Here is a 24,965-nt window from a genome sequence, read left to right as displayed (position 1 = left end):
GCCGTGGTCAGCGCTGGTTGCGCAGGAACTTGCCGAAGTGGGGGACCGTGAACGCGACGGTGCCGCGCTCGCCCGAGAACACCAGCCCCTTCTTGATGAGGCCGTCGCGCGCGGGGGAGAGGGACTGCGGCTTGCGGCCCAGCAGCCTGGCCACGTCGGCCGTGCTGACGGCCAGGTCGTCGGTGCCCTCGCCGAGATCGGCCATCGCCGTCATGTACTCGCGCTCGGCCGGAGTGGCCCGGTCGTAGCGGGCACCGAAGAAGCCGACGGCGAGCTCGGCCTCCGCCTCGGGGGCAGCCTGCATCACGTCGGCCCAGGTGATCGGCGACTCGACGGCGACGTCCCAGGTGACCTTGCCGTAGGCCTGCACGAAGTACGGGTAACCGTCCGTCAGGCGGTAGAGCTCCTCGAGCGCCTTCGGTTCGAAGGTGGTGTCCTCACTCGCGGCCGGCAGGGTCCAGGCCCGTTCGGCCATCTCGCGGGGGAGTCGGTCGACGACGACGTAGCGGAACAGCCGTTCGGCGTACGACTTCGAGGAGGCGAGTGCGACCGGGAGGTGCGGCAGTCCGGCGCCGACCACGATCAGGGGAGCGCCCTGCTGGCTCATCTCGTGGCAGGCGCCACAGACGGCGGACAGCTCGGCCAGGGGGATGTCCTGCATCTCGTCGACGAACAGCGCGATGCCGACGCCGAGGTCGCCGGCCAGCGAGGCGACGTCGGTGAACAGCTCGATGAGGTCGAGCTCGAGGTCGCCGGAGTCGGCGCGGCCCTTGGCGGCGAGCACGTCGATCGGGGGCTGCCACCTGCTCTGCCCGCTGCTGGCCTTGCGGTCCTTGAGCTCGGTGCGCAGCGCGAAGGCCTTGAGCACGCCGGCGACCTGGTCGACCTTGTCGGGATCGCGGTGCCGGTGGGCGACCTCGCGGACCGCGGCGTGCACCGCCTGCGCCAGCGGCAGCCGCAGGGACTGGTCAGGGCGGGCCTCGATCTTGCCGGTGCCCCACGCCCGCTTCACCGCCAGGCTGCGCAACGCGTTGAGCAGCACCGTCTTGCCGACCCCGCGGAGGCCGGAGAGCACCATGCTGCGGTCGGGTCGTCCGGCCGCCACCCGCTCGAGGGTCACCTCGAACTGCTTGAGCTCACGGTCGCGGCCGGCCAGCTCGGGCGGCCGCTGCCCGGCGCCCGGAGCGTAGGGGTTCCTGATCGGGTCCACGATCGGACGATATCGGGATGTCTAGGGGATTCCGTAGATTTCGCTAGCGAGTCGTAGCGATGGGGTCGGCGGTTTCCCCGGGCGCCCGGGGAAACCGCCACCGGAAGGGGGATACTTCGGCCGCCCGGCTACAGAATTGCCCGCCCGCCCTGTCCGTTTCGTGTCCTCGGGCGACGGAGGTCAGGAGCGCGTTTCCTCGTACGCCGTGTCCAGGCCCGCGCGCAAGGACTCGATCAGGATCGGCACCTCGTCGATGGTCAGGCGGAAGGTGCCGGTGCACTCGCGGCCTCGCCAGAGCGAGAGCACCACCAGTCCCTCCTCGCGGTGCCAGCGGACTCGCAGGGAGCGCGCGCCGCCGCGGGCATCGAGGAAGAACTCGGCTCCCAGAGGGGCTGGCGCCACGGCGGTCATGCCCGATTCTCCCTCGCGCCGGCGAATCAGACCAGAGGTCAGGCGCCGCAGCCGCCCACGTGCGCGATGTCGCCGTTGCTCAGCACCTTCGAACCGGAGTGGAAGCCGTAGGCCGAGCAGTAGTAGAAGCTCAGCAGCGAGGCGCGGTGCAGGGTCACCGGCGCCCACACGCCGTTGCCGGCCGGTTCGAGGTAGCGGAAGGTGTCCCCGGTCAGGGCGGCGTCGTTGCTGCGGTGCTTGAGGTAGCGGTCGAGCCAAGCCTGCACGTAGTGGCTGGACAGGTCCTGGCCGTAGCGGCTGGCCGGGAGCACGAGCGGGATGTCGGTGTAGTCGAGATGGGTCGACGCCCGGGGTACGACGACCATGCTGTCGACCCCGGCCTTGCGCCAGGCGTCGTACCCGGTCGCCCGCTCGCGCTTCGGGTCGGGACCGTTGGGCGAGGGCTCGGGGGTGAGCGAGGAGCTCCCGCTGGTGAGGTACGGCGAGACGGTGAAGCCGTACTCCGACTGCATCCCGAGCCCGGGGACCACCGGCTTGTTGCCGCTGCCGTCGAGGGGGCCCGAGGAGCCGGGACCGGTGAGCTTGTCGAGCGCCACGACTGCCTCGACCCGCTTGTCGGTGCCCTGCACCTTGGAGACGGCCGCCGCGCCCATCGAGTGGCCGATGATCGCGATCCTCGTGGTCCGCCCGGGGGTCACGGTGCGGGTGTCGACGGAGCGGTCGAACTGCTGCCAGTAGGGGTTGAACGCGCTCACCTGTGCGCCCTCCGACCGCGGGTTGGCGTAGTGCTGGGAGGGGGTCGAGGTGAAGAACGACAGCGCGTCCTCGGTGCCGACGACGAAGTTGGACAGCTGCTGGGCCGGCGTACCCGGGCAGCCGAACTGCTCACCGTCCTGCGGCGTCGCGAACGGGTTGCAGAACGGCAGCGCGTTGCTCTCGCCCCCGGGCACCGGCGCGTGAGGGAGCGTCTCGCCGCCCCCCTGGCCCTGCACGTCGTAGGTGAGTACGACGTAGCCGCGCTCGGCGAGGTCCTGGGCGAGCCAGCGGTACATCCCCTCGCTGCCCTGCACCGAGCCCTCGGTGATCACCACACCCGGGAAGGGACCCCGCAGCACCTCGCCGGTGTAGGGGTCGCGGGCGCCGGGCTTCGGCCGGTAGACGGTGCCGTTGAGCAGGGCGCCGTAGCGGTTGGTGAAGGAGATGCGCTCGCTCTGCCCACGAGTGCCGTTCCAGCCGGCGCGCAGCGGGTTGCCGACGTTCCAGCCGGGCACCACGCGTCCAGGCGTCACGGCGATCCGCGTCGGGGAGGCGGCCTGCTCCAGCAGCTGGGAGGTCTGGTCGGCGGTCCCGGCAGCCGCGAGCGAGGCGAGGTACGCCGGGTTCTGCAGCTGGCCGCCCGGGCCGGTGATCCGACCGTAGGCGTCCTGCATGTTCTGCAGGTCGCGGGCGACGTACGCGGGACTGCCGGGCGCGGGAGCCGACGGCGACGCTTCCTGGGCGCCGTACGACGTCGAGGGGAGCAGCACGGCCGTCATCGCGGTTGCCAGCGCCAGCATCGATCGGGTCCGGAGAGCACGCATGTGGGGTCAAACGAGGGTCGAGGGTGTGGGTTACCGCAGTAACGTGTCTGCGTGCCCGAGCTGCCCGAGGTCGAAGCGCTGGTCGACGACCTGTCCCGCCGACTCGACGGCCGCGCCGTCGTACGCGTCGACATCGCTGCGTTCAGCTGCCTGAAGACCTACGACCCGCCGATCACGGCGCTGGCCGGCGGCATGGTCGACGGGGTCACCCGGCACGGCAAGTTCCTCGACATCGACGTCTCCGGCACCCACCTGGTGCTGCACCTCGCGCGTGCCGGCTGGGTGCGCTGGAAGGACGAGGTGCCCCAGCTCCCGGCGCGCCCCAACAGCAAGTCGCCGCTCGCCGCCCGGATCGTGCTCGACAACGGTGCCGGTCTCGACATCACCGAGGCGGGCACCCGCAAGAGCCTGGCGCTGTACGTCGTGCGCGACCCCTCCGAGATCGAGGGCATCGCCCGGCTCGGTCCAGATCCGCTGGCCGACGACTTCACCATCGACGTCCTCCGCTCCATCCTCGACAAGGCGGGGCGGGCGCAGATCAAGGGCGTGCTGCGCCACCAGAGCAACATCGCCGGCATCGGCAACGCCTACTCCGACGAGCTGCTGCACGCCGCAAAGATGTCGCCCTTCAAGCCCTCCAACAGCCTCGACGACGAGGAGATGCAGACCCTGTACGACGCCATCCGCAACGTGCTCGGCGACGCGGTGAAGCGCTCCGAGGGACTGGCCGCCAGTGAGCTCAAGGGGGAGAAGAAGAGCAACATGGCGGTGCACGGCCGCACCGGTCAGAAGTGCCCGGTGTGCGGAGACGTGGTGCGTGAGGTGAGCTTCGCCGACTCCAGCCTGCAGTACTGCCCGACCTGCCAGACCGGCGGCAAGCCGTTGGCCGACCGACGCATGTCCAAGCTGCTGAAGTAGCCTGCGGCCATGATCGAAGTCCCCACGATCGAGGTCGCCCAGGTCCCCGATCCGATCCCTGAGGGGGTCACCGTCCTCGACGTGCGCGAGCCCGTCGAGTGGCAGTACGGCCGCATCGAGGGTGCGGTCCACATTCCGCTCACCGAGATCCCGGCCCGCGCCGAGGAGCTCCCCGTCGACCAGCAGCTGCTGGTCGTGTGCAAGGTCGGTGGTCGTTCGGCCCAGGCCACCGCGTTCCTGCGCGAGAAGGGCTTCGAGGCGATCAACCTCGCTGGCGGGATGATCGACTGGGCCGAGGCCGGTCGCCCGATGGTCGGCGACTCCGGCGGCGACCCGCTCGTCGTCTAGCTGGTCAGGCGAATGGTGCGGGCGGTGGGAGCGGCAGGGCCCGCTCGAGACGGGTGAGGTAGTCCCGTCGCGGGATCTCGACGACACCGAGGGTGGCGAGGTGCGGGGTCTGCCACTGCGTGTCGAGCAGGCGTACGGCGGCGTACTCGTCGCCGAGGAGGTCGACCAGCCCCATCAGCGCGACCTTCGAGGCGTCGCGCACGCGCGTGAACATGGACTCGCCGGCGAACAGACCGCCGATGGCGACGCCGTACAGACCACCCGCGAGCTCGCCGTCTCGCCAGGCCTCGACCGAGTGGGCCCAGCCGAGGCGGTGCAGCTCGGTGTACGCCGTGGCGATCTCCTCGTCGATCCAGCCGCCGGTCCGTCGCGGGTCGGCACAGCCGGCGACCACCTCGGCGAAAGCCGTGTCGACACGCACCTCGAAGTGGCGGGCCGACTGGCGCATCGAACGGCTCACCCGCAGCCCGGCGAGGGGGAGCACTCCTCGCGGATCGGGTGACCACCAGGCCATCTCCGAGGAGCCGCGCCTGCCCGGGAAGTCGACGGCCATCGGGAACAGCCCACAGCGGTAGGCAGCCAGCACCGTCCCGGGGGCGAGGTCGGCGCCGACGGCCACGAGATCGGCCTCACCCGAGTCGGCCGGCGGGAACGTCCACGGGCTGGCAGGAGGTTCGACGGGCACGCGTCCATGGTGGCAGCCGGGTGGTTTGTACCCTGAAGGCATGAGCATGGCCAAGCGCGTCGGGAAGTCGCTCGCGCCGAAGGTGACCCTGGTGGCCCCGCAGATCACTGCCGGGTTCGTCCACCAGGCGCTGGAGCGCGCCATCCGGGGCGTCGGCCCGCTGGACGGCGCAGCGGTGCTGGCCGAGAAGGAGCGCGCGGAGCACCAGGGCGATGACGCCGCTGCGATCAAGGACATCATCGAGACCCACGTGCGCCTCGCGGGTGCGCAGGGGTTCCTGACCAACATCGGCGGGCTGGTGACGGTGCCGGTCGCCGTGCCGGCCAACATCGCCGGGCTGGCGCTGATCCAGTGCCGGATGGTGGCCGCGATCGCGCACCTGCGCGGCTACGACCTCGCGGACAAGCGGGTCCGCAACGGCATCCTGGCCAGCCTGCTGGGCGAGGAGCGGATGCTCTCCCTGATCAAGAAGAAGAAGCTCCCCGGGACGCCGATGGCGGTGGCGACCGCTCCCGTCTACGACGAGCACCTGAGCACGGTGATGGCCAACGAGGTCGCCGGCGAGATCATCACCCGGATGGCCGGCAAGCGGATCGCCTTCACGGTGGGACGTCGGGTGCCGGTGGTCGGCGGGATCATCGGCGCCGGCACCGACGGGTTCGCGACCTGGCAGGTCGGCCGCTACGTGGACCGCGAGTTCCTGCCGCGCAACCGTCGGTAGGTCGCGAGCCCGGCTCGCGCGAACGGGTTGGTCGACGACATCGCGACCAGCCGCTCCTTGGCCTTGTAGCTGCGGGTGGAGTGGAACCGGTCGAGCTGGCCCATCAGGTCGTCGATCACCCCGTGCAGCTCGATCTCCACGTCGCGGAGCCGTGCGGTCTCCCGCGTCATGATCGCGAGCGCGTCCAGGGCGGCATCGCCCACCTGCTCCTCGTCGCCGTGGTCGGGATCGACGAAGGGCAGTGGATCGCCGGGCACCAGGTCGTCGAGGGTGCCGACGACGTCGTACCCCCGCAACGCGAGCTCGCTGACCCAGGAGCGGGCGAGGTCGCTCGCCCAGCGGTAGGTGTCCTCGGGCAGCGACAGTCGCGGCGATCCGGGCCGGCCGGAGAGGTTGCGGTGCACCAGCAGCTCACGCACGAAGGTGCGGTAGTGGTGGTTGGGCAGGGTGTCGTTGAGCCGCATGTTCAGGCGCCGGACCATCGTCGACTCGGGTACGCCGAGCGAGGCGTTGGCCTTGCCCTCGGGAGTGAACTCGATCGGGTCGATGCCGAACACGCCGGCGAAGCGCTCCCACAGCAGCGTCGGGCTCGCACCGGGCCGCGGGACCGTGACGAGGTGGACCTGGTCGCGCGGCAGCGACTCGCCCCACCGGTCCAGCACGTCCGGGATCTCCTGCACGCCCCAGAACCACTGGGCCACCTCGGCGCTGCGCTCGGGGTCCTGCAGGTTCTCCAGGAATCGGCCGTAGGTCTTGGTACGCCGGTGCTTGACGTTCTCCTGCCACTCCGCGGGGATCTGGCGCACCAGGTCACGGGCCGAGAAGACGACGTGGATCTCGCTGTCGTCGCCGAGTGACTCCAGGGCACGCGCCACCTGCACGCGCGACGCCGTACCGAAGATCTCGTGGCTGATGATCGCGGTCCCGGGCCACGCGCGGACCTCGGCCGCCAGCCGGTCCCAGGCGCCGACCGCCTCTCGTTCCAGACCGCCCCAGGGAAGCTCCATCAGGTCGAGGGCGGCGAGGAAGTGGGCGTCGTGCCGGTCGGCGGCGTACAGGATGCCGCGCTCCCGCAGGGCCGCCCGGTTGGTGAAGAGGATGTCCTGGACGAAGGAGGTGCCGGTCTTGGGGGCGCCGACGTGCAGGAGTACGCGTCGGGTCACGGTGTTCCTCCCTGCAGGCGCCAGGTCTGGAGGCAGGCCGCAAGGGCCAGCTCGAGGGTGCGGGTCCGGTCGACGGTCCCGGGCTGCCCGTGGTCCGACGGAGCCAGATCACCGGGATTGCCGTGCACAGCGTAGCCATCTCCCTCGAGGTGCCTGGCCGTGCTGTCCGCCTGTTCGCGGGCCCACCCGAGTGCGGCGCGCGGGACCGACGGGGGTTGTGGGCGGTCCGCGAGCGGGACCTGGTCGAGTGCTGCTGCGAGCCGGGCGGCCAGCTCGCGCACCCGGTCCGGGCCGGTCGTGAGCGCCGTCAACCGGTTCACCCGGCGCAGCAGGTCGGTGTGGGCGAGGCCGCCGGTGCCGGCCACCGCGAACGGCCGGGCCCGGAGCACGCGAGCGGTCGCCTCCGCTGCTTCCTGCGCATCGCGGGAGACCACCACGTGCACGGGCTCGCGGCGTCGCCCGGTCAGCTGACGGGTGAGGGCAGGGATGTCGATCGAGGGTGGGAGGCGACCGGCCGCCACCCGGCGACGCCACATCGTCGTCCACTTGAGGCTGCCACCGGCCAGGGTGCGGGCCGCCCACAGCTCGGCCATCATCACCTCGACCGGCCGCGCGAGCACGACGTGGGTGGGTCGCCAGTCGGTCTCCACCAGGCCTTGCCGCAGGAGACCGTGGCGGACGGCGTCGGCCGTGCCGGGCGCCCCGTGCAGCAGGAAGCGGCGCCGCCACGGCGCCGGCCAACGGGAGGCCGCTTCTTCGCCACGAGACGTCGGTACGCCGGGCAGCAGATGGGCGAGCACGCCCACCGCCAGCCGGATCAGCTCCTCCTCGGGAAGCAGCTCGGGATCGGTGGCGGGACTGCCGTAGCCACGGTTCCCCTCCGGCCAGGTCAGGGGCACGTCGACGAGCCCACGTCCCGGCGAGGCGGTGGCCAGCACGCGATCAGCCAGCCCCTCGACCGGACCTCCGGCCGCCTCGTTGAGCCGGCGGACCAGCTCGAGGTGGACGGCGTCGGGGAGTGGTCGGGGTGGGGCGACCGTGTCGGGGGCCGGGTCGCGACCGAGCCAGGCCGACCAGGTCGTCGTACCTCCGGAGCGGAGGTGGGCAGCCCAGCCGGCTACCGCCTCGTCGTACGACGTGAGCATCAGCCGCGCAGCATCCGGGTCAGGCGAGCCACGGCTCCGGAGTCGTCGTCGGCGACCGGAGTGCGGCCGACGCGGGCGAGCACGTGCGCCAGTGCCTCGATCGCGGCGTCGGCGACGACGGCAGGATCGGCGCGGTCGGGGTCGGACCAGTGGCCCTCGTCGTCGGGCCAGACGGACTCGAGGTCGGCCAGGTCGCCGACGACATCGACGCCCGAGTCGCGGATGTCGGCGAGCCAGGAGGCGGTGATCTCGTCGACCGAGGCTCGGCGTCGTGGCGGGACCGTGGCCAGCACCTTGTCCGGCCGTTGGGCCAGCACCTCCTTGACGATGCTCTCGCGCACCCAGTTGACGTAGATGGCGCGGGGCACGCCCTCGTCCTTGAGGGCTCCGTTGAGCCGGCGCAGCATGGTGACCTCGGCGGCGCCGAGCGAGGCGTTGGTCGTCTCGCTCTCGGCGTACGTCGCCCGCGGGCTGAGCCCGAGGACGCTCGCGAACCGCTGCCAGAGAGCCTCCCGCGGACCGTCGGGCGGCGGGACGGTGACGAGGTGGATCCGTTCGGGGGGCAGCGAGGCACCCCAGGTCTCGATGATGCGGGGGAGGTGCTGCACCCGCCAGAACCAGACGGTCCAGTCGGTGCGGGTGTAGTTGCGCTGCAGGGCCTTGAGGAAGGCGGCGTAGTCGCGCCCGCCGCGGTGCTTGACCCGCTCCTGCCACTCGGCCGGGATCTGGCGGCCGAGGTCGCGGGCGGTGAGCACGAGATGGACCTCGTGCCCGGGGAAGGAGGCCATCGCGCGGGCGACACTCTCCGGACCGGCGGCGGCAAGGATCTCGTGGCTGATCAGCACGTGTCGCCGCGACCGTCGGGCCTCGGTCACCAGGGCGTCCCACTGGCCGCGGACGTTCTTCTCCTCGCCGGCCCACTTCTCGCCGATCAGGTCGAGCGCGGCCTCGAAGTGGTCGCCCTTGCGGGTGCGCACGTAGTCGAGGCCCTGGCGTTCGAGCTCGTCCCGGTTGAGCGCCAGCTTGTCCTGCAGGTAGCTCGTGCCGCTCTTGGGCGTCCCGACGTGCAGGTAGACCCGGTGCTGGCTCATGGGGTCATTGTGCAGGGCAGGTGATCCGACTCGTCGCCAGCGTCGCAAAACGCCGGTCCGTCACTCCGAGGTGGTCGAGCAGCGAGCGCCAGCGAGCAATCAGTCGAGACCACGGCGTGGTGGGGTCGCTAGCCGCCGGCCAACGCCTGTACGACACGGGAGGGACTCGGTCGACCGAGGACGTCGGCCATCCAGCGGCTGGTGGCGACGAGTGAGCCGAGGTCGACGCCGGTGTCGATGCCCAGACCGTGCAGCATCCAGACGAGGTCCTCGGTGGCCAGGTTGCCGGTCGCGCTCTCGGCGTACGGACAGCCACCGAGGCCGCCGGCGCTGGCGTCGAAGGTGGTGATGCCGTGCTGGAGGGCGGCGTAGGCGTTGGCCAGCGCCTGGCCGTAGGTGTCGTGGAAGTGCACCGCGAGGGCGTCGTTCGACAGGCCGGCGGCATTGAACGCGGCCAGCAGGTCGCGGACGTGCCCAGCCGTGCCGACGCCGATGGTGTCGCCGAGGGAGAGCTGGCTGGCACCGAGGTCGAAGAGGCGCTTGCCGACCTCGACGACCTGCGGGATCGGCACCACGCCCTCCCAGGGGTCGCCGAAGCACATGCTCACGTAGGCGCGTACGTCGAGGCCGGCGTCGCGCGCCCGGGTGACGGTCGGCTCGAACATCGCGAACTGCTCGTCGAGGCTGCGGTTGAGGTTGCGCTGGGCGAAGGTCTCGGTGGCGCTGCCGAAGATCGCGATGTGGCGACAGCCGAGCTCGAGCGCACGGTCGAGACCGCGCTCGTTGGGCACCAGCACCGGCAGGTCCTTGCCGGTCTCGCCCAGGCGCTCCAGCAACTCCCCGGCGTCGGCGAGCTGCGGCACCCACTTCGGGTGCACGAAGCTGGTCGCCTCGACGACCGGAAGCCCGGCTGCCAGCAGGCGCTGGATGAACTCGGCCTTCGCCTCGACCGGGACGATGCCGTCCTCGTTCTGCAGGCCGTCGCGGGGTCCGACCTCGTAGATGGTGACCCGCTCGGGAAGCTCACTCATCCGGGGTCACCTCGAACAACAGCGCCTTGAGCGCCACCTGCTCGCCCGCCTGGGCACCGACGGTGGTGACCGTCCCGGCGAACGGCGCCTTGAGCGCCAGCTCCATCTTCATCGCCTCCAGTACGCCGAGCCGCTGACCTTCCTCGACAGCATCCCCCTCCGCCACGTCGACCGCGAGCACGGTGCCGGGCATCGGAGCGGTGAGACTGCCCTCGCCCACCGCGATCCCGGCTCCCGCGAACGGATCGGGCCGCTCGAAGACGAACCGCTGGCCCTCGACCACGACCTCGACGGAGTGCGCGGTCGCGTTGACGACGGCCTGGACGCGACGGCCGGCCACCTCGAGGCGGACGACGTGGTTCGCGGCGGAGAACTGCGTGACCGGCACGTCGTCGACCAGCCCGCGGGCCCGGTCGACGAGCACGACGCGATCGAGCTCGACCCGGGTCGGGGCCGGTGCGGCACTGAGCCGGAAGCCGTCGGACCGGAAGGCGCCCTGGTCTCCGTGGTCGGCAGCCAGCATGGCCGGCACCCAGGCAGCGATGGTGCGGGCCAGGTCGTCGCTCGGTGCCGCGACCTCGGCCCGATCGAGCCAGGCGGTGTCGATGGTCGCGTCACGGAACTCGTCGGTCGCGACCAGCACACGCAGGAACCCGACGTTGGTGGTGAACCCCAGCACCGCCGTCTCGTCGAGGGCGGCGAGCAGGCGACGACGCGCCTCCTCGCGGTCGCGGCCGTGGGCGATCACCTTGCCCAGCATCGGGTCGTACGACGTCGACACGACCTGCCCGCTCTCCAGGGCGGCATCGACCCGAGCGTTGGCTGGCCAGCGCACCAGCTCGGCGGTGCCCGCCTGGGGCAGGAACCCGCCGAAGGAGTCCTCGGCGTAGATCCGGGCCTCGATGGCGTGGCCGTCGAGCTGGATGTCGTCCTGGGAGATGGGCAGCGCCTCACCGGAGGCCACCAGCAGCTGCAGCTCGACGAGGTCGACACCGGTGACCAGCTCGGTGACCGGGTGCTCGACCTGGAGACGGGTGTTCATCTCCAGGAAGTAGGTCTTGCCGGTTGCGTTGTCGAGCAGGAACTCGACGGTGCCGGCGTTCTCGTAGCCGACCTGCTTCGTCAGCGCGACCGCGGCCGAGGTCACCTCCTCGCGCTGCTCGGCGGTGATCGTCGGGGCCGGTGCCTCCTCGAGGACCTTCTGGTGCCGGCGCTGCGTGGAGCAGTCGCGCTCGAACAGGTGGACGACGTTGCCGTGGGAGTCGGCGAGCACCTGCACCTCGACATGGCGCCCGGACTCGACGTACTTCTCGATCAGCATGGTGTCGTCACCGAAGGCAGCCGCTGCCTCGCGCTTGGCAGAGGCCAGCGCCTCGGCGTACTCACCCTCGGCCCGCACGATGCGCATGCCCTTGCCGCCGCCGCCGGCAGCGGCCTTGACGAGCACCGGGTAGTCGAAGGTCGAGGCGTCCGCCGCGAGGTCGTACGACGGGACCACGGCGACCCCGGCCTCCTCGGCGATGGCGCGGGCGGCGTCCTTGCGACCCATCTGCTCCATCACCCGGGCGCTCGGCCCGACCAGCGTGAGGCCGGCGTCCTCGACCGCCTGCGCGAAGGCGGCTCGCTCGGAGAGGAATCCGTAGCCGGGGTGGATGGCGTCCGCGCCGGTCGCCTGCGCAGCACCGATGGCGGCGTCGATGTCGAGGTAGGACTCGACCAGCAGCGCCTCGTCGGCGTCGTGCACGTGCGGAGCGGAGCGGTCGATCTCGCTGTGCACGGCGATAGTGTGGATGCCCATCGCGCGGGCGGTGCGGATGATCCGGCGGGCGATCTCGCCGCGGTTGGCGATCAGGAGACGCTGCATCACATTCTCCAGATCCCGTAGGAGGGCTCGGGGATCGGCGCGTTGGCCGCAGCGGCCAGGCCCATGCCGAGGACCCGGCGGGTGTCGAGCGGGTCGATGATGCCGTCGTCCCAGAGACGCGCGGTCGAGTAGTACGGCGAGCCCTGGTGCTCGTACTGGTCGCGGATGGGCGCCTTGAACGCCTCCTCGTCCTCGGCCGACCACGCACCGCCCTTGCCCTCGATGCCGTCGCGGCGGACCGTCGCCAGCACGGAGGCGGCCTGCTCACCGCCCATCACCGAGATGCGCGCATTGGGCCACATCCACAGGAACCGGGGGTCGTAGGCACGACCGCACATGCCGTAGTTGCCGGCGCCGAAGGAGCCGCCGATGACCACGGTGAACTTCGGCACCACCGAGCACGCGACCGCGGTGACCAGCTTGGCGCCGTCGCGGGCGATGCCGCCGTTCTCGTACTCCTTGCCGACCATGAAGCCGGTGATGTTCTGCAGGAACACGATCGGCGTCCTGCGCTGGTTGCACAGCTCGATGAAGTGCGCGCCCTTGCGGGCCGACTCGGAGAACAGGATGCCGTTGTTGGCGACGATGCCGACGTCGTGGCCCCAGATCCGGGCGAAGCCGCAGACCAGCGTCTCGGCGTACAGCTGCTTGAACTCGTGGAACCGGCTGGCATCGACGATCCGCTTGATGACCTCGCGGACGTCGTACGGTGTGCGGGTGTCGGTCGGCACCACGTCGTACAGCTCGTGGGGGTCGGCGACCGGTTCCTCGACCTCGGCGACGACCGATGTGGTGGGGCGCGGGAGCGTGTTCACGATCGATCGGATGATCTGCAGCGCGTGGGCGTCGTCCTCGGCCAGGTGGTCGACGACCCCGGAGGTGCGCGCGTGCACGTCGCCACCGCCCAGCTCCTCGGCCGTGACCACCTCGCCGGTCGCCGCCTTCACCAGGGGCGGGCCGCCGAGGAAGATCGTGCCCTGGTTCCTGACGATCACCGTCTCGTCGGACATGGCCGGCACGTAGGCGCCGCCGGCGGTGCACGAGCCCATCACAGCGGCGAGCTGCGGGATCCCCTCGCGCGACAGGTTGGCCTGGTTGAAGAAGATGCGGCCGAAGTGCTCCTTGTCGGGGAACACCTCGTCCTGCATCGGCAGGAAGGCGCCACCGGAGTCGACGAGGTAGATGCACGGGAGCTTGTTGGCGCGCGCCACCTCCTGCGCGCGCAGGTGCTTCTTGACCGTGATCGGGTAGTAGGTGCCGCCCTTGACGGTGGCGTCGTTGGCGACGATCACACACTCGCGGCCCTCGACGCGCCCGATGCCGGTCACGATGCTGGCACTGGGTACGGCGTAGGCGTCGTCGCGGCCGTCGTCGTACATCCCGTACGCCGCCAGCGGGCTCAGCTCGAGGAACGGGCTCCCGGGGTCGAGCAGGCCATCGATGCGGTCGCGGGCCAGCATCTTGCCGCGGTCGGTGTGCTTGGTGCGGGCGGCCTCCGAACCACCCTGCCGGACCCGTTCGGTGCGGTCACGCAGCTCGTCGACGAGGGTCTGGAATTCTGAGGTCACCGGCCTAGGTTAGCGATCGTTAACATCCAGCGCCAGAGAACGGGCCGGCCGACCTGCGTACGTCATACGAAATGGTCGCCATAGCAGCCACTTCGTATGACGTCCCGCCGCAAGCCCTGGGTGTATCAGCGGGTGGCCGGGGCGTGCTCGGGTTGCCGACCGAACACGACGCCCTTGGCCTCCTTCCCGACGAGCGTCACGGCGGCGACGATGACGAGGACCGGCACGATCGTGACCGCGAGGGCGAACGGGTAGCCGTGCGATGCCGCGAGGTGCTCCTGGATCGGGAGGTTCAGCGCCGCGAAGACGTTGCCGAGCTGGTAGGTGACGCCGGGGTAGAACCCGCGGATCGCGTCCGGCGACATCTCGGTCAGGTGGGCCGGGATCACGCCCCAGGCGCCCTGGACGAGCAGCTGCATCAGGAACGAGCCGAGCACCAGCATCCCGGCGCTGGTCGAGTAGGCGAAGATCGGCACCACCGGCAGGGCGAGCAGGGCGCAGAAGGCGATCGTGTAGCGCCGGCCGAACTTCTCGGAGAGCCCCCCGAAGGTGAGGCCGCCGATGATCGCGCCGATGTTGTAGATGATGGCGATGGTCAGGGCCGTGGACTCGGCGAGGCCGGCGCCGCCCTGGTCGGTCGCCTTGAGGAAGGTCGGGTAGACGTCCTGGGTGCCGTGGCTCATCCAGTTGAACGCAGTCATCAGGATGACCAGGTAGATGAAGCGGCGCAGCACGGCCCCGGTGAAGATGACGTCCTTGACGCTGGTGCTGGTCACCTTCATCTGCTCGCGGCTGGCCTCCCAGGCCTCCGACTCGCCCACGCGCGTCCGGATGAACAGGCTGATCAGCGCCGGCAGGATCGAGAGCGCGAACAGCCAGCGCCAGGACAGTCCGAGCACGTCGCTGATGACCAGGAACGAGACGGCCGCCATCAGGTAGCCCACGGCATACCCCTGCTGGAGTACGCCGGAGAAGAACCCGCGTCGCTCGGTCGGGATCTTCTCCATCGCCAGTGCCGCACCGAGCCCCCACTCACCACCCATGCCGATGCCGTAGAGGAAACGGAGCACGAGCAGCACCGTGAAGTTGGGGGCGAACGCACACAGGAAGCCGACGGTCGAGTAGAAGATGACGTCGACGATCAGGGGGACGCGTCGTCCGACCTTGTCGGCCCAGAGCCCGAAGATGAACGCGCCGATGGGCCGCATCAGGAGGGTGGCCGTCGTCAGGAACGCGACGGTCTCCTTGGACTTCCCGAAGGTCTCGGCGATGTCGGCGTAGACCAGCACGACGATGAAGTAGTCGAAGGCGTCCATGCTCCAGCCGAGCAGGGCCGCGAGGAAGGAGTTCCTCTGGTCGGGGGTGAGTGGCGTCCGTCGTGAGGGCGCGCTGGTCGCGGACATGGTGCCTCCTAGCGGCGCGGGGCCGGCCCGAAATCGGAGTGGCGCACCTCACGTCGTACCCGCCGAGCTCTTCATCAAACCGGCAGCGACTCAGGCCGAGTTAGCGACCGCTAACCTTGTGCCGTGACGCGGCGGCAGCAGATCCTCGACATCGCAGCGGAGCTCTTCGCGCAGAAGGGTTTCCACGGGGTCTCCATCTCCGAGCTCGGCGCCGCCTGCGGCTTCTCCGGCCCGGCCCTCTACCGACACTTCCGGTCCAAGGACGCCGTCCTGGCCGAGATGCTGGTCAGCATCAGCGACGAGCTGCTCACGGTGGGGCGAGAACGCGTGCGGGCGGCGGAGTCACCGACCGAGGCGCTGCAGGCGCTCATCGACTGGCACGTCACGTTCGCGCTCGACCACAAGGCGCTGATCGTGGTGCAGGACCGCGACTGGGGGGCGCTGCCGCTGGAGGCACGCGAGAAGGTGCGCGAGACCCAGCGCAAGTACGTCGACGTGTGGGTCAAGCAGCTGCGCCTGCTCGACCCCGAGCGGTCGCTGAAGGAGGCGCGGGCCAGCGTGCACGCCACCTTCGGCCTGCTGAACTCCACCCCGCACAGCGCCTTCCTCGAGCCTGACGAGATGCGTGGCCTGCTCAGCGGGATGGCCGCCAAGGCCCTCATCCCTGCGTGACGGCCACACCCGTCAGCGCCTCGCGGATCACGGCCATGTCGTCGGCGGAGATCTCGAACAGCCCGCGGCGGAACGGGTAGCCCCAGCGCTGCTGGTCGGTGATGAACGAGAGGCGCGGCAGCAACGGCTTGATCGGCGCCGGCGCCACGGTGTGGAAGTCGACAGCGAGGCGCCACGGATGGAACTCAGGCGTCATCTCCACCTGGAACACCTCGTCACCGGTGACCGTGGCCAGCGCGGTGAACTCCTGGAGCGGCTCCCCGCCGCGCATCTGGGTCCGCGGCGAGTAGAAGGCGAGCGTGTCGCCGGGCTCGAGCCGACGCAGCCGCGTGTTCTTGCCGTGGTCGGCCTGGGTGTAGCCGCCCTCGACGCCCCACAGGACGTGCTCGCGGCTCACCGTGTTGATCCAGCAACGGGACATGGTGGTGACGCTAGGCGTGGGCACCGACAGGTCTGGCTCAGGCCGCGGCCACGGTGATCGCCACCTTGCCGCGGACCTCGCCCGCCTCGAGCCGGCGCATCGCCGTGGCCGCTTCCGTGAGGGGATAGCTCCGGTCGAGGGCGGGCACGACCGTGCCGGCATCGATCAGCCGAGCCACCTGCGCGAGGTCGCTGCCCCGCTCCTTCGGGATGAACCCGGTGAGGCGCTGGCCGACGAACCGGGAGAGCAGCAGACCACGCAGCTGTCGGCCCATCCCTCCGGTCAGCTGGTCTCCCTCCTCGCCCCCGGTGAGGACGGCCGTGCCCGTGGGCGTGAGTGCGCGACGCAGCCTGGACAGCGACGGGTTGCCGGCGATGTCGATGATCACGTCGAACGGCCCGCGGTCCGACCAGTCCTCCTGGGTGTAGTCGACGACGTGGGCGGCACCCAGGGAGCGCACCAGGTCGAGCTTGGCGGTGCTGGCCACCCCGGTCACCTCGGCGCCGAACGACACGGCGAGCTGGGTGGCATAGCTGCCGACTCCTCCCGAGGCGCCGATGACCAGGACACGCTGTCCGGGCTCGACCCGGCCCGTGTCGTGCACGGCCTGCCAGGCAGCCATCGACGAGACGGGGACGACTGCTGCCTGCTCGAAGGTGAGGCCGGCCGGCTTGTGGGCCAGCTTCGAGGCCTTGGCGGCGGCGTACTCCGCGAACGAGCCCTTGCTGATCCCGAACACCTCGTCGCCCAGGGAGAAGGCCGAGACCCCGGCGCCGACGGCGACCACGGTGCCGGCCACGTCGAGTCCGGGTGTGGGGTTCTTCCTCGGCCCGCGCAGCCCGAAGACGAGTCGGAGGGCGTACGGCTTGCCGGTCATCAGGTGCCAGGTGCCGCGGTCGAGCCCGGCGGCGTGGGTGCGGACCAGGACCTCGTCGTCGGCGATCGTCGGCGGCGCGATCCGGGCCACGTGCCAGGTGTCGGCCGAGCCGTAGCGCTGCTGGGTGATCGCGCGCATGGTCTCCGGTACGACGGGAGTGGTGGGGGTGAGGTGCTGCATGGCAGGTTCCGTCCTGGAGGTGGTGGTGCCCGAGCCGTACTTAGTAAGGGACTGTACCGTACTAAGTACGAAACTGCTAGAGTCCGGGATCACCATGGCAACGACGACCACCGAGACCCCGGCCGAGCGCACCCCCCTGAGCCGTGACCGGGTGCTCCGCGCGGCGGTCGAGATCGCGGACGCCGGGGGCATCGGGTCGCTCACGATCCGTTCGCTGGCACAGGCGCTCGGGGTCAAGCCGATGTCGGTCTACCACCACGTCGCCAACAAGGAGCAGATCCTCGACGGGATCGTCGACATCGTCTTCGCCGAGATCGAGCTGCCCTCACCCGACGGCGAGTGGCGGGTGCAGATCCGTCGGCGCTGCGAGTCGGCACGACGAGTCCTCGGCCGGCACCGCTGGGCGATCGGGCTGCTGGAGTCGCGCACCAACCCCGGGCCGGCCACGATGCGGCACCACGACGCGAACCTGGCGACCTTCCGCGCCGGCGGCCTCTCCATCGAGCTGACCGCCCACGCCTACGCACTGGTGGACAGCTATGTCTACGGCTTCGCGCTCCAGGAGGCCTCGTTGCCCTTCGACAGCAGCAACGTCGCCCAGGTCGCCGAGCCGATGATGGAGATGTTCCGGGCCGGCGAGTTCCCGCACATGGTCGAGCTGGCCACCGAGCACGTGCTCAAGCCGGGATACGACTTCGGCGAGGAGTTCCTGTTCGGGCTCGACCTCATCCTCGACGGGCTCGAGTCGCGTCTCAGAGCAGCCGGCTGACCGCTTCGTCGTACGCCGCCACGGCAGCGTCCGCGAGCCCGTGGCCACTGGGGGCGTCCTCGGCCAGGGCAAGGACCTGTGCCGCCCGGATGCGCACCTCTTCACGCTCCCCCTCGCCGGGTGTGGGGACACCGCTCGCGAGAGCGGCCACCTCGGCCAGCAGGTCTTCGCGGGTGCGGCCGCGGAGCAGCATCAGCACGTAGGGGTCGGCGTCGACCTGCCAGGCCAGCTGGTAGAGCAGCGCCAGGCTGTGCACACAGGGCTGGGCCCACGCCTCGCACTCGCAGGCGCTGTCGATGTCGCCCGGCCCGGGGATGAGCTCGACGCCCGCCTCGTCGGCGTGCTCGACGAGGTCGATCGGCAGCTCGCCGGCCTCCAGCGCTGCGGCGTTGCCGCTCTCACGGGCGGCCTCGCGCGCGAAGGTGGTCCACGCCTCGACGTCGAGACGGTCGACCTTGACCTGGGCCATCAGCGGATTGGCACTGCCGGGGTCGACGACGGCGGACGCCATCGCCTCGAGCACCACGATCGCGCCGAGACGTCCGGATCGGGCGAGTGCGCGGCCGCGACCGAGGTCGTCGGCCTCCATGGTCAGCTCCTCGAAGGAGCGGACCAGGGCCCGTCCCCACCAGGTCGTGCTGCGCGCGGTCGCCCCGCGCACGCGCGCCAGCCGGCGCAGCACGATCGGGTCAGGCATGACGGTCGACCGGAGCCGGGTCGCGGAAGGCGAACCGCGGGTGCGGATCGGCGCCCTCCAGCAGGTCGGCCACCAGCACTCCGACCAACGGTGCGAACTTGGCTCCGTGACCCGAGCACGGCGAGGCGATCACGACCGACCCGCCTCGCGTCGAGGCACGGTCGAGCACGAAGTCCGCGTCGGAGGTCATCGTGAACAGGCAGCTCTTGGCCGAGACCGGCTCGGGCTCGAGGCCGGGCAGGTGTCGTTCGACGAACGAGCGGATCGCGCGCCGCGGCCGGTCGTCGATGACACCGTCGCGGGCGGACGCCGTGGTGGTGCGGTCGCTGTCGTACTGGCCGATCTTGTACGCCGGCCGAGGGCCACCGTCGCTGCCGGAGGCGAGGGCGTAGAGCTCGACCTCGCTGTCGTGCACCAGCGTCGGCCACCGCGCATCGGGATCGCGGTGCCGGTGGTGGAACACCTCGACCTGCCTGACCTCCAGCGGCGGGAGCAGCGGCTCGACGGCCAGCCCGCCGAGGAGCTCGGGCAGCCACCCGCCGGCGGCCACCACCACGGAGCGGACCCGGTCGTGTCCCGAGGCGTGGTGCACGAGCAGTCCGTCGGCCACCGGCTCGATCCGGGTCAGTGGCGTCTGCTCGCGCAGCTCGGCACCGTCGCGGACGGCGAGGTCGAGCAGCGTGGCCACGGTGAGGTCGGCGTCGAGGATGCCGGCGTCGGCGTGGAAGCAGATCTCTCCCTCCAGGGCGATGCCCGGCCAGCGCTCGGCGACCTCGGCGGCGGGGAGCAGGGTGGCCGCCACGCCCCGTGCCCGCATCGCGGCGTACATCTCCTGCTCGCGGCCGGCGCCGGCGTCGAGGCCGCCGGTCCGGGTGCGCAGACCCACTCCCGACTCGTCCTCCAGCCGTGACCACTCGTCGGCGGCTCGACCGGTGAGCTCGACGTAGGTCGGGTCGGCGTAGGCCCGGCGGTAGATGCGCGAGGAGCCGTGGGAGCTGCCGCGCTCGTGCCCGACGGCGTGCTGCTCGAGGAGGAGCACGCTGTGGCCGCGCGCGGAGAGCTCGCGGGCCGCGGCCGTGCCGGTGAGGCCGGCGCCGACCACGGCCACGTCGTAGTCAGGCGCCATCGGTGTCTCCGCGGGTCCGGAGGGCCACGAGGTCACGCAGCTCGTCGTTGCTCAGCTCGGTGAGCGCCACCTCCCCGGACCCGAGCACGGACTCGGCGAGGGTGCGCTTGCGTTGCAGGAGCTGGCCGACCTTCTGCTCGATCGTGCCCTCGGTGACGAGGCGGTGGACCTGCACCGGTCGGGTCTGGCCGATCCGGTAGGCGCGGTCGGTGGCCTGGTCCTCGACCGCGGGGTTCCACCAGCGGTCGAAGTGGATGACGTGGTCGGCGCGGGTCAGGTTGAGGCCCGTGCCGCCGGCCTTGAGCGAGAGCAGGAAGACCGGGGCAGCCCCGCCCTGGAAGTTCTCGACCATCTGCTCGCGCGCCCGGACGGGAGTGCCGCCGTGGAGGAACAGGGTCGGGATCGAGGCAGCCGCCAGATGTCGTTCGAGCAGGCGCGCCATCGCGACGTACTGCGTGAACACGAGCACCGAGCCGTTCTCGGACAGGATCGTGCCGAGCAGCTCGTCGCACACGTCGAGCTTCTCCGAGCGGCCCTTCAGCCGACCGCTGGGCTGGCGGAGGTAGTGGGCCGGGTGGTTGCAGATCTGCTTGAGCCCGGTCAGCAGCGCGAGCACGAGGCCACGACGAGTGTCCTCGTCGGCGCGCTCGATGCGCTCCATCGACTCGCGCACCAGCGACTCGTAGAGCACCACCTGTTCGCGGGTCAGTCCGATCACCTGGTCGGTCTCGGTCTTGGCCGGCAGCTCGGGCGCGATGCCGGGGTCGGACTTGCGGCGACGGAGCAGGAACGGCTCGACCAGCTGGGCGAACCGCCTCGCGACCGACGGGTCGACGCCGCTCTCGATCGGAGCCGCCCACACCTTGCGGAAGGCGGCTCGCGAGCCGAGCAGCCCGGGCGTCGCCCAGTCGAGGATCGCCCACAGCTCGGTCAGGTTGTTCTCCACCGGGGTGCCGGTCAGCGCGACCCGGCAGCGCGACTCGATGGTGCGCAGGTTGCGGGCGGTCGAGGAGGTGGCGTTCTTGATGTGCTGTGCCTCGTCGGCGACGACGAGGTCCCACGGCACCGTCGAGAGCGTTTCGTGGTCGAGTCGCATGGTGCCGTAGGTCGTCAGCACGAACCCGTCGTCGAGACCGCCGAGGTCGCGCCCGGTGCCGTGGAAGCGGCGTACGGCGACCCCGGGCGCGAAGCGGTGGATCTCGTTCTCCCAGTTGCCCATCAGGCTGGCCGGACAGACCACCAGGGTCGGACCGTGAGTCAGCCCGCGCGCTCGTCGGTGGAGGTGCAGCGCGATCAGGGTGATCGTCTTGCCCAGACCCATGTCGTCGGCCAGGCAGGCGCCGAGGCCGGCACCGGTGAGCTCGGCCAGCCAGGTGAGGCCGTGGCGCTGGTAGTCGCGCAGCGGGGCCGCCAGGCCGGTCGGAGTCTCCAGGGGAGCGACGACGGCAGCGTCGACGATGCGGTCGCGCACCCTCTCCAGGGTCGCCCCGGGATGCACCTCGAGAGCGCCGCCGTCGAGGTAGAGCTTGCCGGTCAGCGCTGCCTGGAGGGCGACCACCGGCTTGACCGGCTGGGCCGCCTTGCGTCGGCGCGCGCGGCGGGCGATGACCGGGTCGATCACCATCCAGTTGTCGCGCAGCCTGATCACCGGCGACTTCGCTCCTGCGAGCACGGCCATCTCGTCGTCGGTCAGCGGGTCGTCGCCGAGCGCGAGCCGCCAGTCGAAGGTGAACAGGGCGTCGGGGCCGAACAGGCCCTCCATCAGCTGGCCCTCGCGGGGACCCGACGCCACCTCGACCCGTGCCTGCGGCACCAGCTCGCCCCGGAGGCCGCGCGGCCAGAACACGTCGACCCCGATGCCGTCGAGCGCCTCGAGGCCGTGCTCGAGCAGGTCGGCCAGCTCCTCGGCGTCGAGCACCATCCGGTCGGGCACCTGCATCCGCTGCAACCGGTCGAGTGGCGGCCAGGCCTTGGCCGCGGCGCGCAACGCCCGGCCGAGGCTCAGCCGCGCCCGGCCAGAGAACCCGTGTCCAGCTCCTTGCCACAGCTGGTCGGCGTCGACGAAGTGAGTGTCGTCGTCCACGTCGTGGGCCTGGAGCACGACGACCACGCCGCCGCCCTCGAGCACCTCTCCGGGCGCCTCGACCCGCAGCGCGAGGCGGACCTGGTCAGGCAGGTCGGGGTCCTCGTCGTCGGTCGAGTCGACCCGGGGCCGGCGTACGAACGTGGTGGTGTCGTGCAGCTCGGGCGGGCGGGTCATCGTGTCGGCCACCGCATCGAGCAGCTGGCGGATGACGTCCTCGGCCTCGTCGACGTCGGTGTCGGCATGGGCCCGGGCGGTGGCCAGCGCACGCAGCCGGTCCTCGTCGTCCGGCTGCAGCGGACCGACCCGCCAGGAGTCGCCGCTCTCGGAGAGCCGGACCCGGCCGGCGGCCACCAGCTTCATCGCGAGCAGCGTCGCGCCGCTGAGCAGTCCGACCGAGGGGTGGGCGTCGTCGACCCGGATGGCACGCGTGAGCACCGGGATGGCCCCGCGCATCGGCATCCGGATCGTGCGCGCCGGACCGGAGAACTCCACCTCGCTGTCCCGCGGGGGGTGCTGGGGGACCCAGGTCGCCCGGCCCTGCAGGGGTACGAAGCTCACCGGTCGAACCTAACCGGTGGCCCCGACAACCCGGCCCGGACATGGCAGTCTCGGGTCGTGACGTTCCCGCCCATCGAGCCGTACGTCGTCGGTCACCTCCAGGTCGACGACGGAGCCGAGATCTGGTGGGAGGCGTCGGGCAACCCGCTCGGCCAGGCGGTCGTGTGGCTGCACGGTGGCCCCGGTGGCGACCTCAGGGCCGGCTACCGGCGCCGGCTCGACCCGGAGCGGTGGAACATCATCGGCCTGGACCAGCGGGCGTGCGGCCGCAGCCGACCGCTCGCCAGCGAACCCGGCTGCGATCTCGGCTCGCTCACCACGCAGCGGATGATCGCCGATCTCGAGGCCCTGCGTGAGCACCTCGGTCTGGACAGCTGGGTGGTCAGCGGTGGCTCCTGGGGCAGCACGCTGGCCCTGGCCTACGCCGAGGCGCATCCCGACCGGGTCACCGGCCTGGCGCTGATCGCGGTGACGACCAGCTCGCACCGCGAGCTGGCCTGGATCAGCGAGGGGGTGGGCCGGATCTTCCCCGAGGCGTGGGCCGAGCTCGAGGCCGCGTCGGGGCGGAAGCCGGGCCAGCCGCTGCTCGAGGCCTACCTCGAGCGGCTCACCGATCCGGACCCCGCCGTCCGCGACGCCGCTGCGCTGGCGTGGTGCACCTGGGAGGACGCACACGTCGCGATCGGTCAGCTCGGTGAGGCCCTCCCGCCCGGCCAGGGCATGGCCGACCGGTCTCCCGCCAAGCGCCTCCTGATCGCGACCCACGTGGTGAACAACTGGGCCCACGACGCCTGGCTCGGGGAGTCGGGCGTGCTCGACAGCCTCGAGGCCATCGCGCACATTCCCGGTGTGCTCATCCACGGACGGCTCGACGTGAGCGGTCCGGTGGAGACCGCCTGGGAGCTGCATCGTCGCTGGCCCGCCAGCCGACTCGTCGTCATCGAGACCGAGGGCCACGGCGGGCCGCTGATGGGCGAGGCGTTGGAGAGCGCCTACGCGACGCTTCTCGAACGACCGAGCGGCTGACTACTCCTCGACGCCGCGGATCGCGGCGGCCACGGCCTTCGGGACCTTCTCGTCGAACACGCTCGGGATGATGTAGCTGGCGTTGAGCTCGTCGTCGGTGACGACGTGCGCGATCGCCTCGGCGGCCCGGAGCAGCATCTCGATGGTGACGTCACTGGCGCGGGCGTCGAGCAGCCCCCGGAAGACACCCGGGAAGGCCAGCACGTTGTTGATCTGGTTGGGGTAGTCGCTGCGCCCGCTCGCCACGACGGCGGCGTACTGCCCGGCGTCGGCCGGATCGATCTCCGGGTCCGGGTTGGCCAGGGCGAAGACGATCGACTTCTCGGCCATGTCCTGGATCCACTCGGCCTCGAGCACGCCAGGACCGCTGACCCCGATGAACACGTCGGCGCCGCCGAGACCGGCGCGCAGGTCACCGGTCACGCGACGCGGGTTGGTGCGTCCGGCGAGCTCGGCCATCGCGGGCGGGAGCGAGTCGTCGTCGGCGGACAGACAGCCCACCCGGTCCCAGACCACGACGTCCTCGGCCCCGGCGGCGAGCAGGAGGGTCACGATCGCCGTACCGGCAGCACCGGCACCGGCCACCACGATCCGGGCGGCGTCGAGGTCCTTGCCGACACAGCGCAGGGCGTTCGTCAGCGCAGCGAGTACGACGATCGCGGTGCCGTGCTGGTCGTCGTGGAAGACCGGGATGTCGAGACGCTCGCGCAGGCGCCGCTCGATCTCGAAGCACCGCGGCGCGGCGATGTCCTCGAGGTTGATGCCGCCGAAGCCGGGGGCGATCGCCTCGACCACGTCGACGATGCGGTCGGTGTCCTGTGTGTCGAGGCAGATCGGCCAGGCGTCGATGCCGGCGAAGCGCTTGAACAGGGCAGCCTTGCCCTCCATCACCGGCAGGGCAGCCCCGGGGCCGATGTTGCCGAGCCCGAGCACCGCCGAGCCGTCGGTGACCACGGCCACGCTGTTGCCCTTGATCGTCAGCCGGGGCACGTCCTCGGGATGCTCGGCCAGCGCCAGGCTGACCCTGCCGACTCCGGGCGTGTAGGCCATCGACAGGTCGTCGCGAGTGCGCAGCGGGACCTTGGAGTGGACCTCGATCTTGCCGCCGATGTGCAGCAGGAACGTGCGGTCGGAGACCTTGTGCACCGTCACGCCCTCGAGCCCCTGGACGACCTCGACGATCTCGTCGGCGTGCTCGCTGTCGGTGGCCGAGCAGGTCACGTCCACCACCAGGCGGTCGTGGCGCGACTCGGCGACGTCGAGCGCAGTCACGATGCCGCCCGCGGAGGCGATGCCCGTGGCGACCCGTCCGACGACCGCCGGGTCGACGTTCGTGTGCAGCCGCATCGTGATGGAGTACGACGCACTTGTCGCCGCCCGGCGCTTCTTCTCACTTGCCATGCCCCGCATCCTGC

23 protein-coding genes are annotated in these 24,965 nt (G+C 71.2%); 6 read left to right on the top strand and 17 right to left on the bottom strand.

Translation table 11 applies throughout. The features are described from left to right. Nucleotides 1-7 precede the first annotated feature (7 nt). The 3 genes from H976_RS0111320 to H976_RS25815 form a co-directional block, all read right to left on the bottom strand. Nucleotides 8-1,210 (bottom strand): ATP-binding protein, encoded by a 1,203-nt coding sequence (locus H976_RS0111320; RefSeq protein WP_027861641.1) that lies wholly within the window; start codon nt 1,208-1,210, stop codon nt 8-10. A 180-nt stretch (nt 1,211-1,390) separates the two neighbouring features. Continuing rightward, nucleotides 1,391-1,621, bottom strand: a complete 231-nt coding sequence (locus H976_RS25820; protein ID WP_051276707.1) for a hypothetical protein — start codon at nt 1,619-1,621, stop codon at nt 1,391-1,393. Between the two features lie 38 nt (nt 1,622-1,659). Beyond that, nucleotides 1,660-3,201: an alpha/beta hydrolase gene (locus tag H976_RS25815; protein WP_081682835.1), complete on the bottom strand. Its 1,542-nt coding sequence runs from the start codon at nt 3,199-3,201 to the stop codon at nt 1,660-1,662. A 51-nt stretch (nt 3,202-3,252) separates the two neighbouring features. On the opposite strand from H976_RS25815, the gene H976_RS0111305 reads away from it, so the two are divergent. Both H976_RS0111305 and H976_RS0111300 read left to right on the top strand, forming a co-directional pair. Continuing rightward, entirely contained in the window at nt 3,253-4,119 is an 867-nt protein-coding gene (locus H976_RS0111305; RefSeq protein ID WP_027861640.1) for an Fpg/Nei family DNA glycosylase, read from the top strand. 9 nt (nt 4,120-4,128) lie between these two features. After that, nucleotides 4,129-4,467 carry a rhodanese-like domain-containing protein gene (locus tag H976_RS0111300; protein ID WP_027861639.1) on the top strand — a complete coding sequence of 113 codons (339 nt, stop codon included), beginning with the start codon at nt 4,129-4,131 and terminating at the stop codon, nt 4,465-4,467. A 4-nt stretch (nt 4,468-4,471) separates the two neighbouring features. On the opposite strand, the gene aat is transcribed toward H976_RS0111300, so the two are convergent. Then, complete coding sequence (gene aat, locus H976_RS0111295; RefSeq protein ID WP_027861638.1) at nt 4,472-5,152, bottom strand: leucyl/phenylalanyl-tRNA--protein transferase; 681 nt, start codon at nt 5,150-5,152, stop codon at nt 4,472-4,474. A 40-nt stretch (nt 5,153-5,192) separates the two neighbouring features. Between aat and H976_RS0111290 the strand changes: the two genes are divergently transcribed. Continuing rightward, complete coding sequence (locus H976_RS0111290; protein ID WP_027861637.1) at nt 5,193-5,873, top strand: EcsC family protein; 681 nt, start codon at nt 5,193-5,195, stop codon at nt 5,871-5,873. On the opposite strand, the gene H976_RS0111285 is transcribed toward H976_RS0111290, so the two are convergent. The 7 genes from H976_RS0111285 to H976_RS0111255 all read right to left on the bottom strand — a co-directional run bounded on the left by H976_RS0111285 (nt 5,834) and on the right by H976_RS0111255 (nt 15,138). Next, the gene (locus H976_RS0111285; RefSeq protein ID WP_027861636.1) at nt 5,834-7,036 is read right to left on the bottom strand and encodes a hypothetical protein; all 1,203 of its coding nucleotides are present in this window, start codon (nt 7,034-7,036) and stop codon (nt 5,834-5,836) included. The two genes, H976_RS0111290 and H976_RS0111285, sit on opposite strands and share 40 nt — an antisense overlap. Then, nucleotides 7,033-8,181 (bottom strand): hypothetical protein, encoded by a 1,149-nt coding sequence (locus tag H976_RS0111280; protein WP_027861635.1) that lies wholly within the window; start codon nt 8,179-8,181, stop codon nt 7,033-7,035. Before H976_RS0111280 ends, H976_RS0111285 begins: the two co-directional genes overlap by 4 nt. After that, nucleotides 8,181-9,272 (bottom strand): hypothetical protein, encoded by a 1,092-nt coding sequence (locus H976_RS25810; RefSeq protein WP_051276705.1) that lies wholly within the window; start codon nt 9,270-9,272, stop codon nt 8,181-8,183. Before H976_RS25810 ends, H976_RS0111280 begins: the two co-directional genes overlap by 1 nt. A gap of 128 nt (nt 9,273-9,400) precedes the next feature. After that, a complete protein-coding gene (locus H976_RS0111270; protein WP_027861634.1) occupies nt 9,401-10,303 on the bottom strand; it encodes a hydroxymethylglutaryl-CoA lyase in 903 nt (300 codons plus the stop codon). Further along, entirely contained in the window at nt 10,296-12,167 is a 1,872-nt protein-coding gene (locus H976_RS0111265; RefSeq protein WP_051276704.1) for a biotin carboxylase N-terminal domain-containing protein, read from the bottom strand. The genes H976_RS0111270 and H976_RS0111265 overlap by 8 nt, the downstream gene beginning before the upstream one ends. Then, on the bottom strand, nt 12,167-13,735 hold the full coding sequence (locus tag H976_RS0111260; RefSeq protein ID WP_027861632.1) for a carboxyl transferase domain-containing protein: 1,569 nt from the start codon (nt 13,733-13,735) through the stop codon (nt 12,167-12,169). Before H976_RS0111260 ends, H976_RS0111265 begins: the two co-directional genes overlap by 1 nt. A gap of 125 nt (nt 13,736-13,860) precedes the next feature. Continuing rightward, nucleotides 13,861-15,138, bottom strand: coding sequence for an MFS transporter (locus tag H976_RS0111255; protein ID WP_027861631.1), 1,278 nt, complete (start codon nt 15,136-15,138; stop codon nt 13,861-13,863). A gap of 123 nt (nt 15,139-15,261) precedes the next feature. Here H976_RS0111255 and H976_RS0111250 point away from each other — a divergent pair, with 123 nt between their 5' ends. Next, complete coding sequence (locus H976_RS0111250) at nt 15,262-15,810, top strand: TetR/AcrR family transcriptional regulator (RefSeq protein ID WP_027861630.1); 549 nt, start codon at nt 15,262-15,264, stop codon at nt 15,808-15,810. Here H976_RS0111250 and H976_RS0111245 read toward each other — a convergent pair. Together H976_RS0111245 and H976_RS0111240 are read right to left on the bottom strand one after the other, a co-directional pair. Beyond that, nucleotides 15,797-16,231 (bottom strand): EVE domain-containing protein, encoded by a 435-nt coding sequence (locus H976_RS0111245; RefSeq protein ID WP_027861629.1) that lies wholly within the window; start codon nt 16,229-16,231, stop codon nt 15,797-15,799. The genes H976_RS0111250 and H976_RS0111245 overlap by 14 nt on opposite strands. A gap of 37 nt (nt 16,232-16,268) precedes the next feature. Next, the gene (locus H976_RS0111240) at nt 16,269-17,288 is read right to left on the bottom strand and encodes an NAD(P)-dependent alcohol dehydrogenase (RefSeq protein WP_196804040.1); all 1,020 of its coding nucleotides are present in this window, start codon (nt 17,286-17,288) and stop codon (nt 16,269-16,271) included. 94 nt (nt 17,289-17,382) lie between these two features. Here H976_RS0111240 and H976_RS0111235 point away from each other — a divergent pair, with 94 nt between their 5' ends. Beyond that, complete coding sequence (locus H976_RS0111235) at nt 17,383-18,057, top strand: TetR/AcrR family transcriptional regulator (RefSeq protein ID WP_027861627.1); 675 nt, start codon at nt 17,383-17,385, stop codon at nt 18,055-18,057. Here H976_RS0111235 and H976_RS25805 read toward each other — a convergent pair. Genes H976_RS25805 through H976_RS0111220 form a run of 3 tightly spaced genes read right to left on the bottom strand, consistent with a single transcriptional unit; the run spans nt 18,041 to nt 22,524 of the window. Further along, on the bottom strand, nt 18,041-18,754 hold the full coding sequence (locus H976_RS25805; protein WP_051276703.1) for a hypothetical protein: 714 nt from the start codon (nt 18,752-18,754) through the stop codon (nt 18,041-18,043). The genes H976_RS0111235 and H976_RS25805 overlap by 17 nt on opposite strands. Beyond that, nucleotides 18,747-19,880, bottom strand: a complete 1,134-nt coding sequence (locus tag H976_RS25800; protein ID WP_051276737.1) for an FAD-dependent oxidoreductase — start codon at nt 19,878-19,880, stop codon at nt 18,747-18,749. The genes H976_RS25805 and H976_RS25800 overlap by 8 nt, the downstream gene beginning before the upstream one ends. Further along, nucleotides 19,870-22,524: a DEAD/DEAH box helicase gene (locus tag H976_RS0111220; protein ID WP_027861626.1), complete on the bottom strand. Its 2,655-nt coding sequence runs from the start codon at nt 22,522-22,524 to the stop codon at nt 19,870-19,872. The genes H976_RS25800 and H976_RS0111220 overlap by 11 nt, the downstream gene beginning before the upstream one ends. 57 nt (nt 22,525-22,581) lie before the next feature. Between H976_RS0111220 and H976_RS25795 the strand changes: the two genes are divergently transcribed. Beyond that, nucleotides 22,582-23,550: an alpha/beta fold hydrolase gene (locus H976_RS25795; protein ID WP_036225943.1), complete on the top strand. Its 969-nt coding sequence runs from the start codon at nt 22,582-22,584 to the stop codon at nt 23,548-23,550. Here the strand turns inward: H976_RS25795 and H976_RS0111210 are convergent, their stop codons facing one another. Continuing rightward, nucleotides 23,551-24,951 carry an NAD-dependent malic enzyme gene (locus H976_RS0111210; RefSeq protein WP_027861625.1) on the bottom strand — a complete coding sequence of 467 codons (1,401 nt, stop codon included), beginning with the start codon at nt 24,949-24,951 and terminating at the stop codon, nt 23,551-23,553. It lies immediately after the preceding gene. Nucleotides 24,952-24,965: the final 14 nt, after the last annotated feature.

The sequence above is a fragment of the Marmoricola sp. URHB0036 genome (assembly GCF_000426045.1).
Classification (GTDB): domain Bacteria; phylum Actinomycetota; class Actinomycetes; order Propionibacteriales; family Nocardioidaceae; genus Marmoricola.
This window is presented reverse-complemented; position numbering and strand designations above follow the sequence as displayed.

What these genes read in the sequence shown, in the direction of transcription:
- H976_RS25820 (WP_051276707.1), bottom strand. Translation starts at nt 1,621, where the DNA reads ATGACCGCCGTGGCGCCAGCCCCTCTGGGAGCCGAGTTCTTCCTCGAT.
- H976_RS25815 (WP_081682835.1), bottom strand. Translation starts at nt 3,201, where the DNA reads ATGCGTGCTCTCCGGACCCGATCGATGCTGGCGCTGGCAACCGCGATG.
- H976_RS0111300 (WP_027861639.1), top strand. Translation starts at nt 4,129, where the DNA reads ATGATCGAAGTCCCCACGATCGAGGTCGCCCAGGTCCCCGATCCGATC.
- H976_RS0111290 (WP_027861637.1), top strand. Translation starts at nt 5,193, where the DNA reads ATGAGCATGGCCAAGCGCGTCGGGAAGTCGCTCGCGCCGAAGGTGACC.
- H976_RS0111280 (WP_027861635.1), bottom strand. Translation starts at nt 8,181, where the DNA reads ATGCTCACGTCGTACGACGAGGCGGTAGCCGGCTGGGCTGCCCACCTC.
- H976_RS25810 (WP_051276705.1), bottom strand. Translation starts at nt 9,272, where the DNA reads ATGAGCCAGCACCGGGTCTACCTGCACGTCGGGACGCCCAAGAGCGGC.
- H976_RS0111270 (WP_027861634.1), bottom strand. Translation starts at nt 10,303, where the DNA reads ATGAGTGAGCTTCCCGAGCGGGTCACCATCTACGAGGTCGGACCCCGC.
- H976_RS0111265 (WP_051276704.1), bottom strand. Translation starts at nt 12,167, where the DNA reads ATGCAGCGTCTCCTGATCGCCAACCGCGGCGAGATCGCCCGCCGGATC.
- H976_RS0111255 (WP_027861631.1), bottom strand. Translation starts at nt 15,138, where the DNA reads ATGTCCGCGACCAGCGCGCCCTCACGACGGACGCCACTCACCCCCGAC.
- H976_RS0111245 (WP_027861629.1), bottom strand. Translation starts at nt 16,231, where the DNA reads ATGTCCCGTTGCTGGATCAACACGGTGAGCCGCGAGCACGTCCTGTGG.
- H976_RS0111240 (WP_196804040.1), bottom strand. Translation starts at nt 17,288, where the DNA reads ATGCAGCACCTCACCCCCACCACTCCCGTCGTACCGGAGACCATGCGC.
- H976_RS0111235 (WP_027861627.1), top strand. Translation starts at nt 17,383, where the DNA reads ATGGCAACGACGACCACCGAGACCCCGGCCGAGCGCACCCCCCTGAGC.
- H976_RS25805 (WP_051276703.1), bottom strand. Translation starts at nt 18,754, where the DNA reads ATGCCTGACCCGATCGTGCTGCGCCGGCTGGCGCGCGTGCGCGGGGCG.
- H976_RS25800 (WP_051276737.1), bottom strand. Translation starts at nt 19,880, where the DNA reads ATGGCGCCTGACTACGACGTGGCCGTGGTCGGCGCCGGCCTCACCGGC.
- H976_RS0111210 (WP_027861625.1), bottom strand. Translation starts at nt 24,951, where the DNA reads ATGGCAAGTGAGAAGAAGCGCCGGGCGGCGACAAGTGCGTCGTACTCC.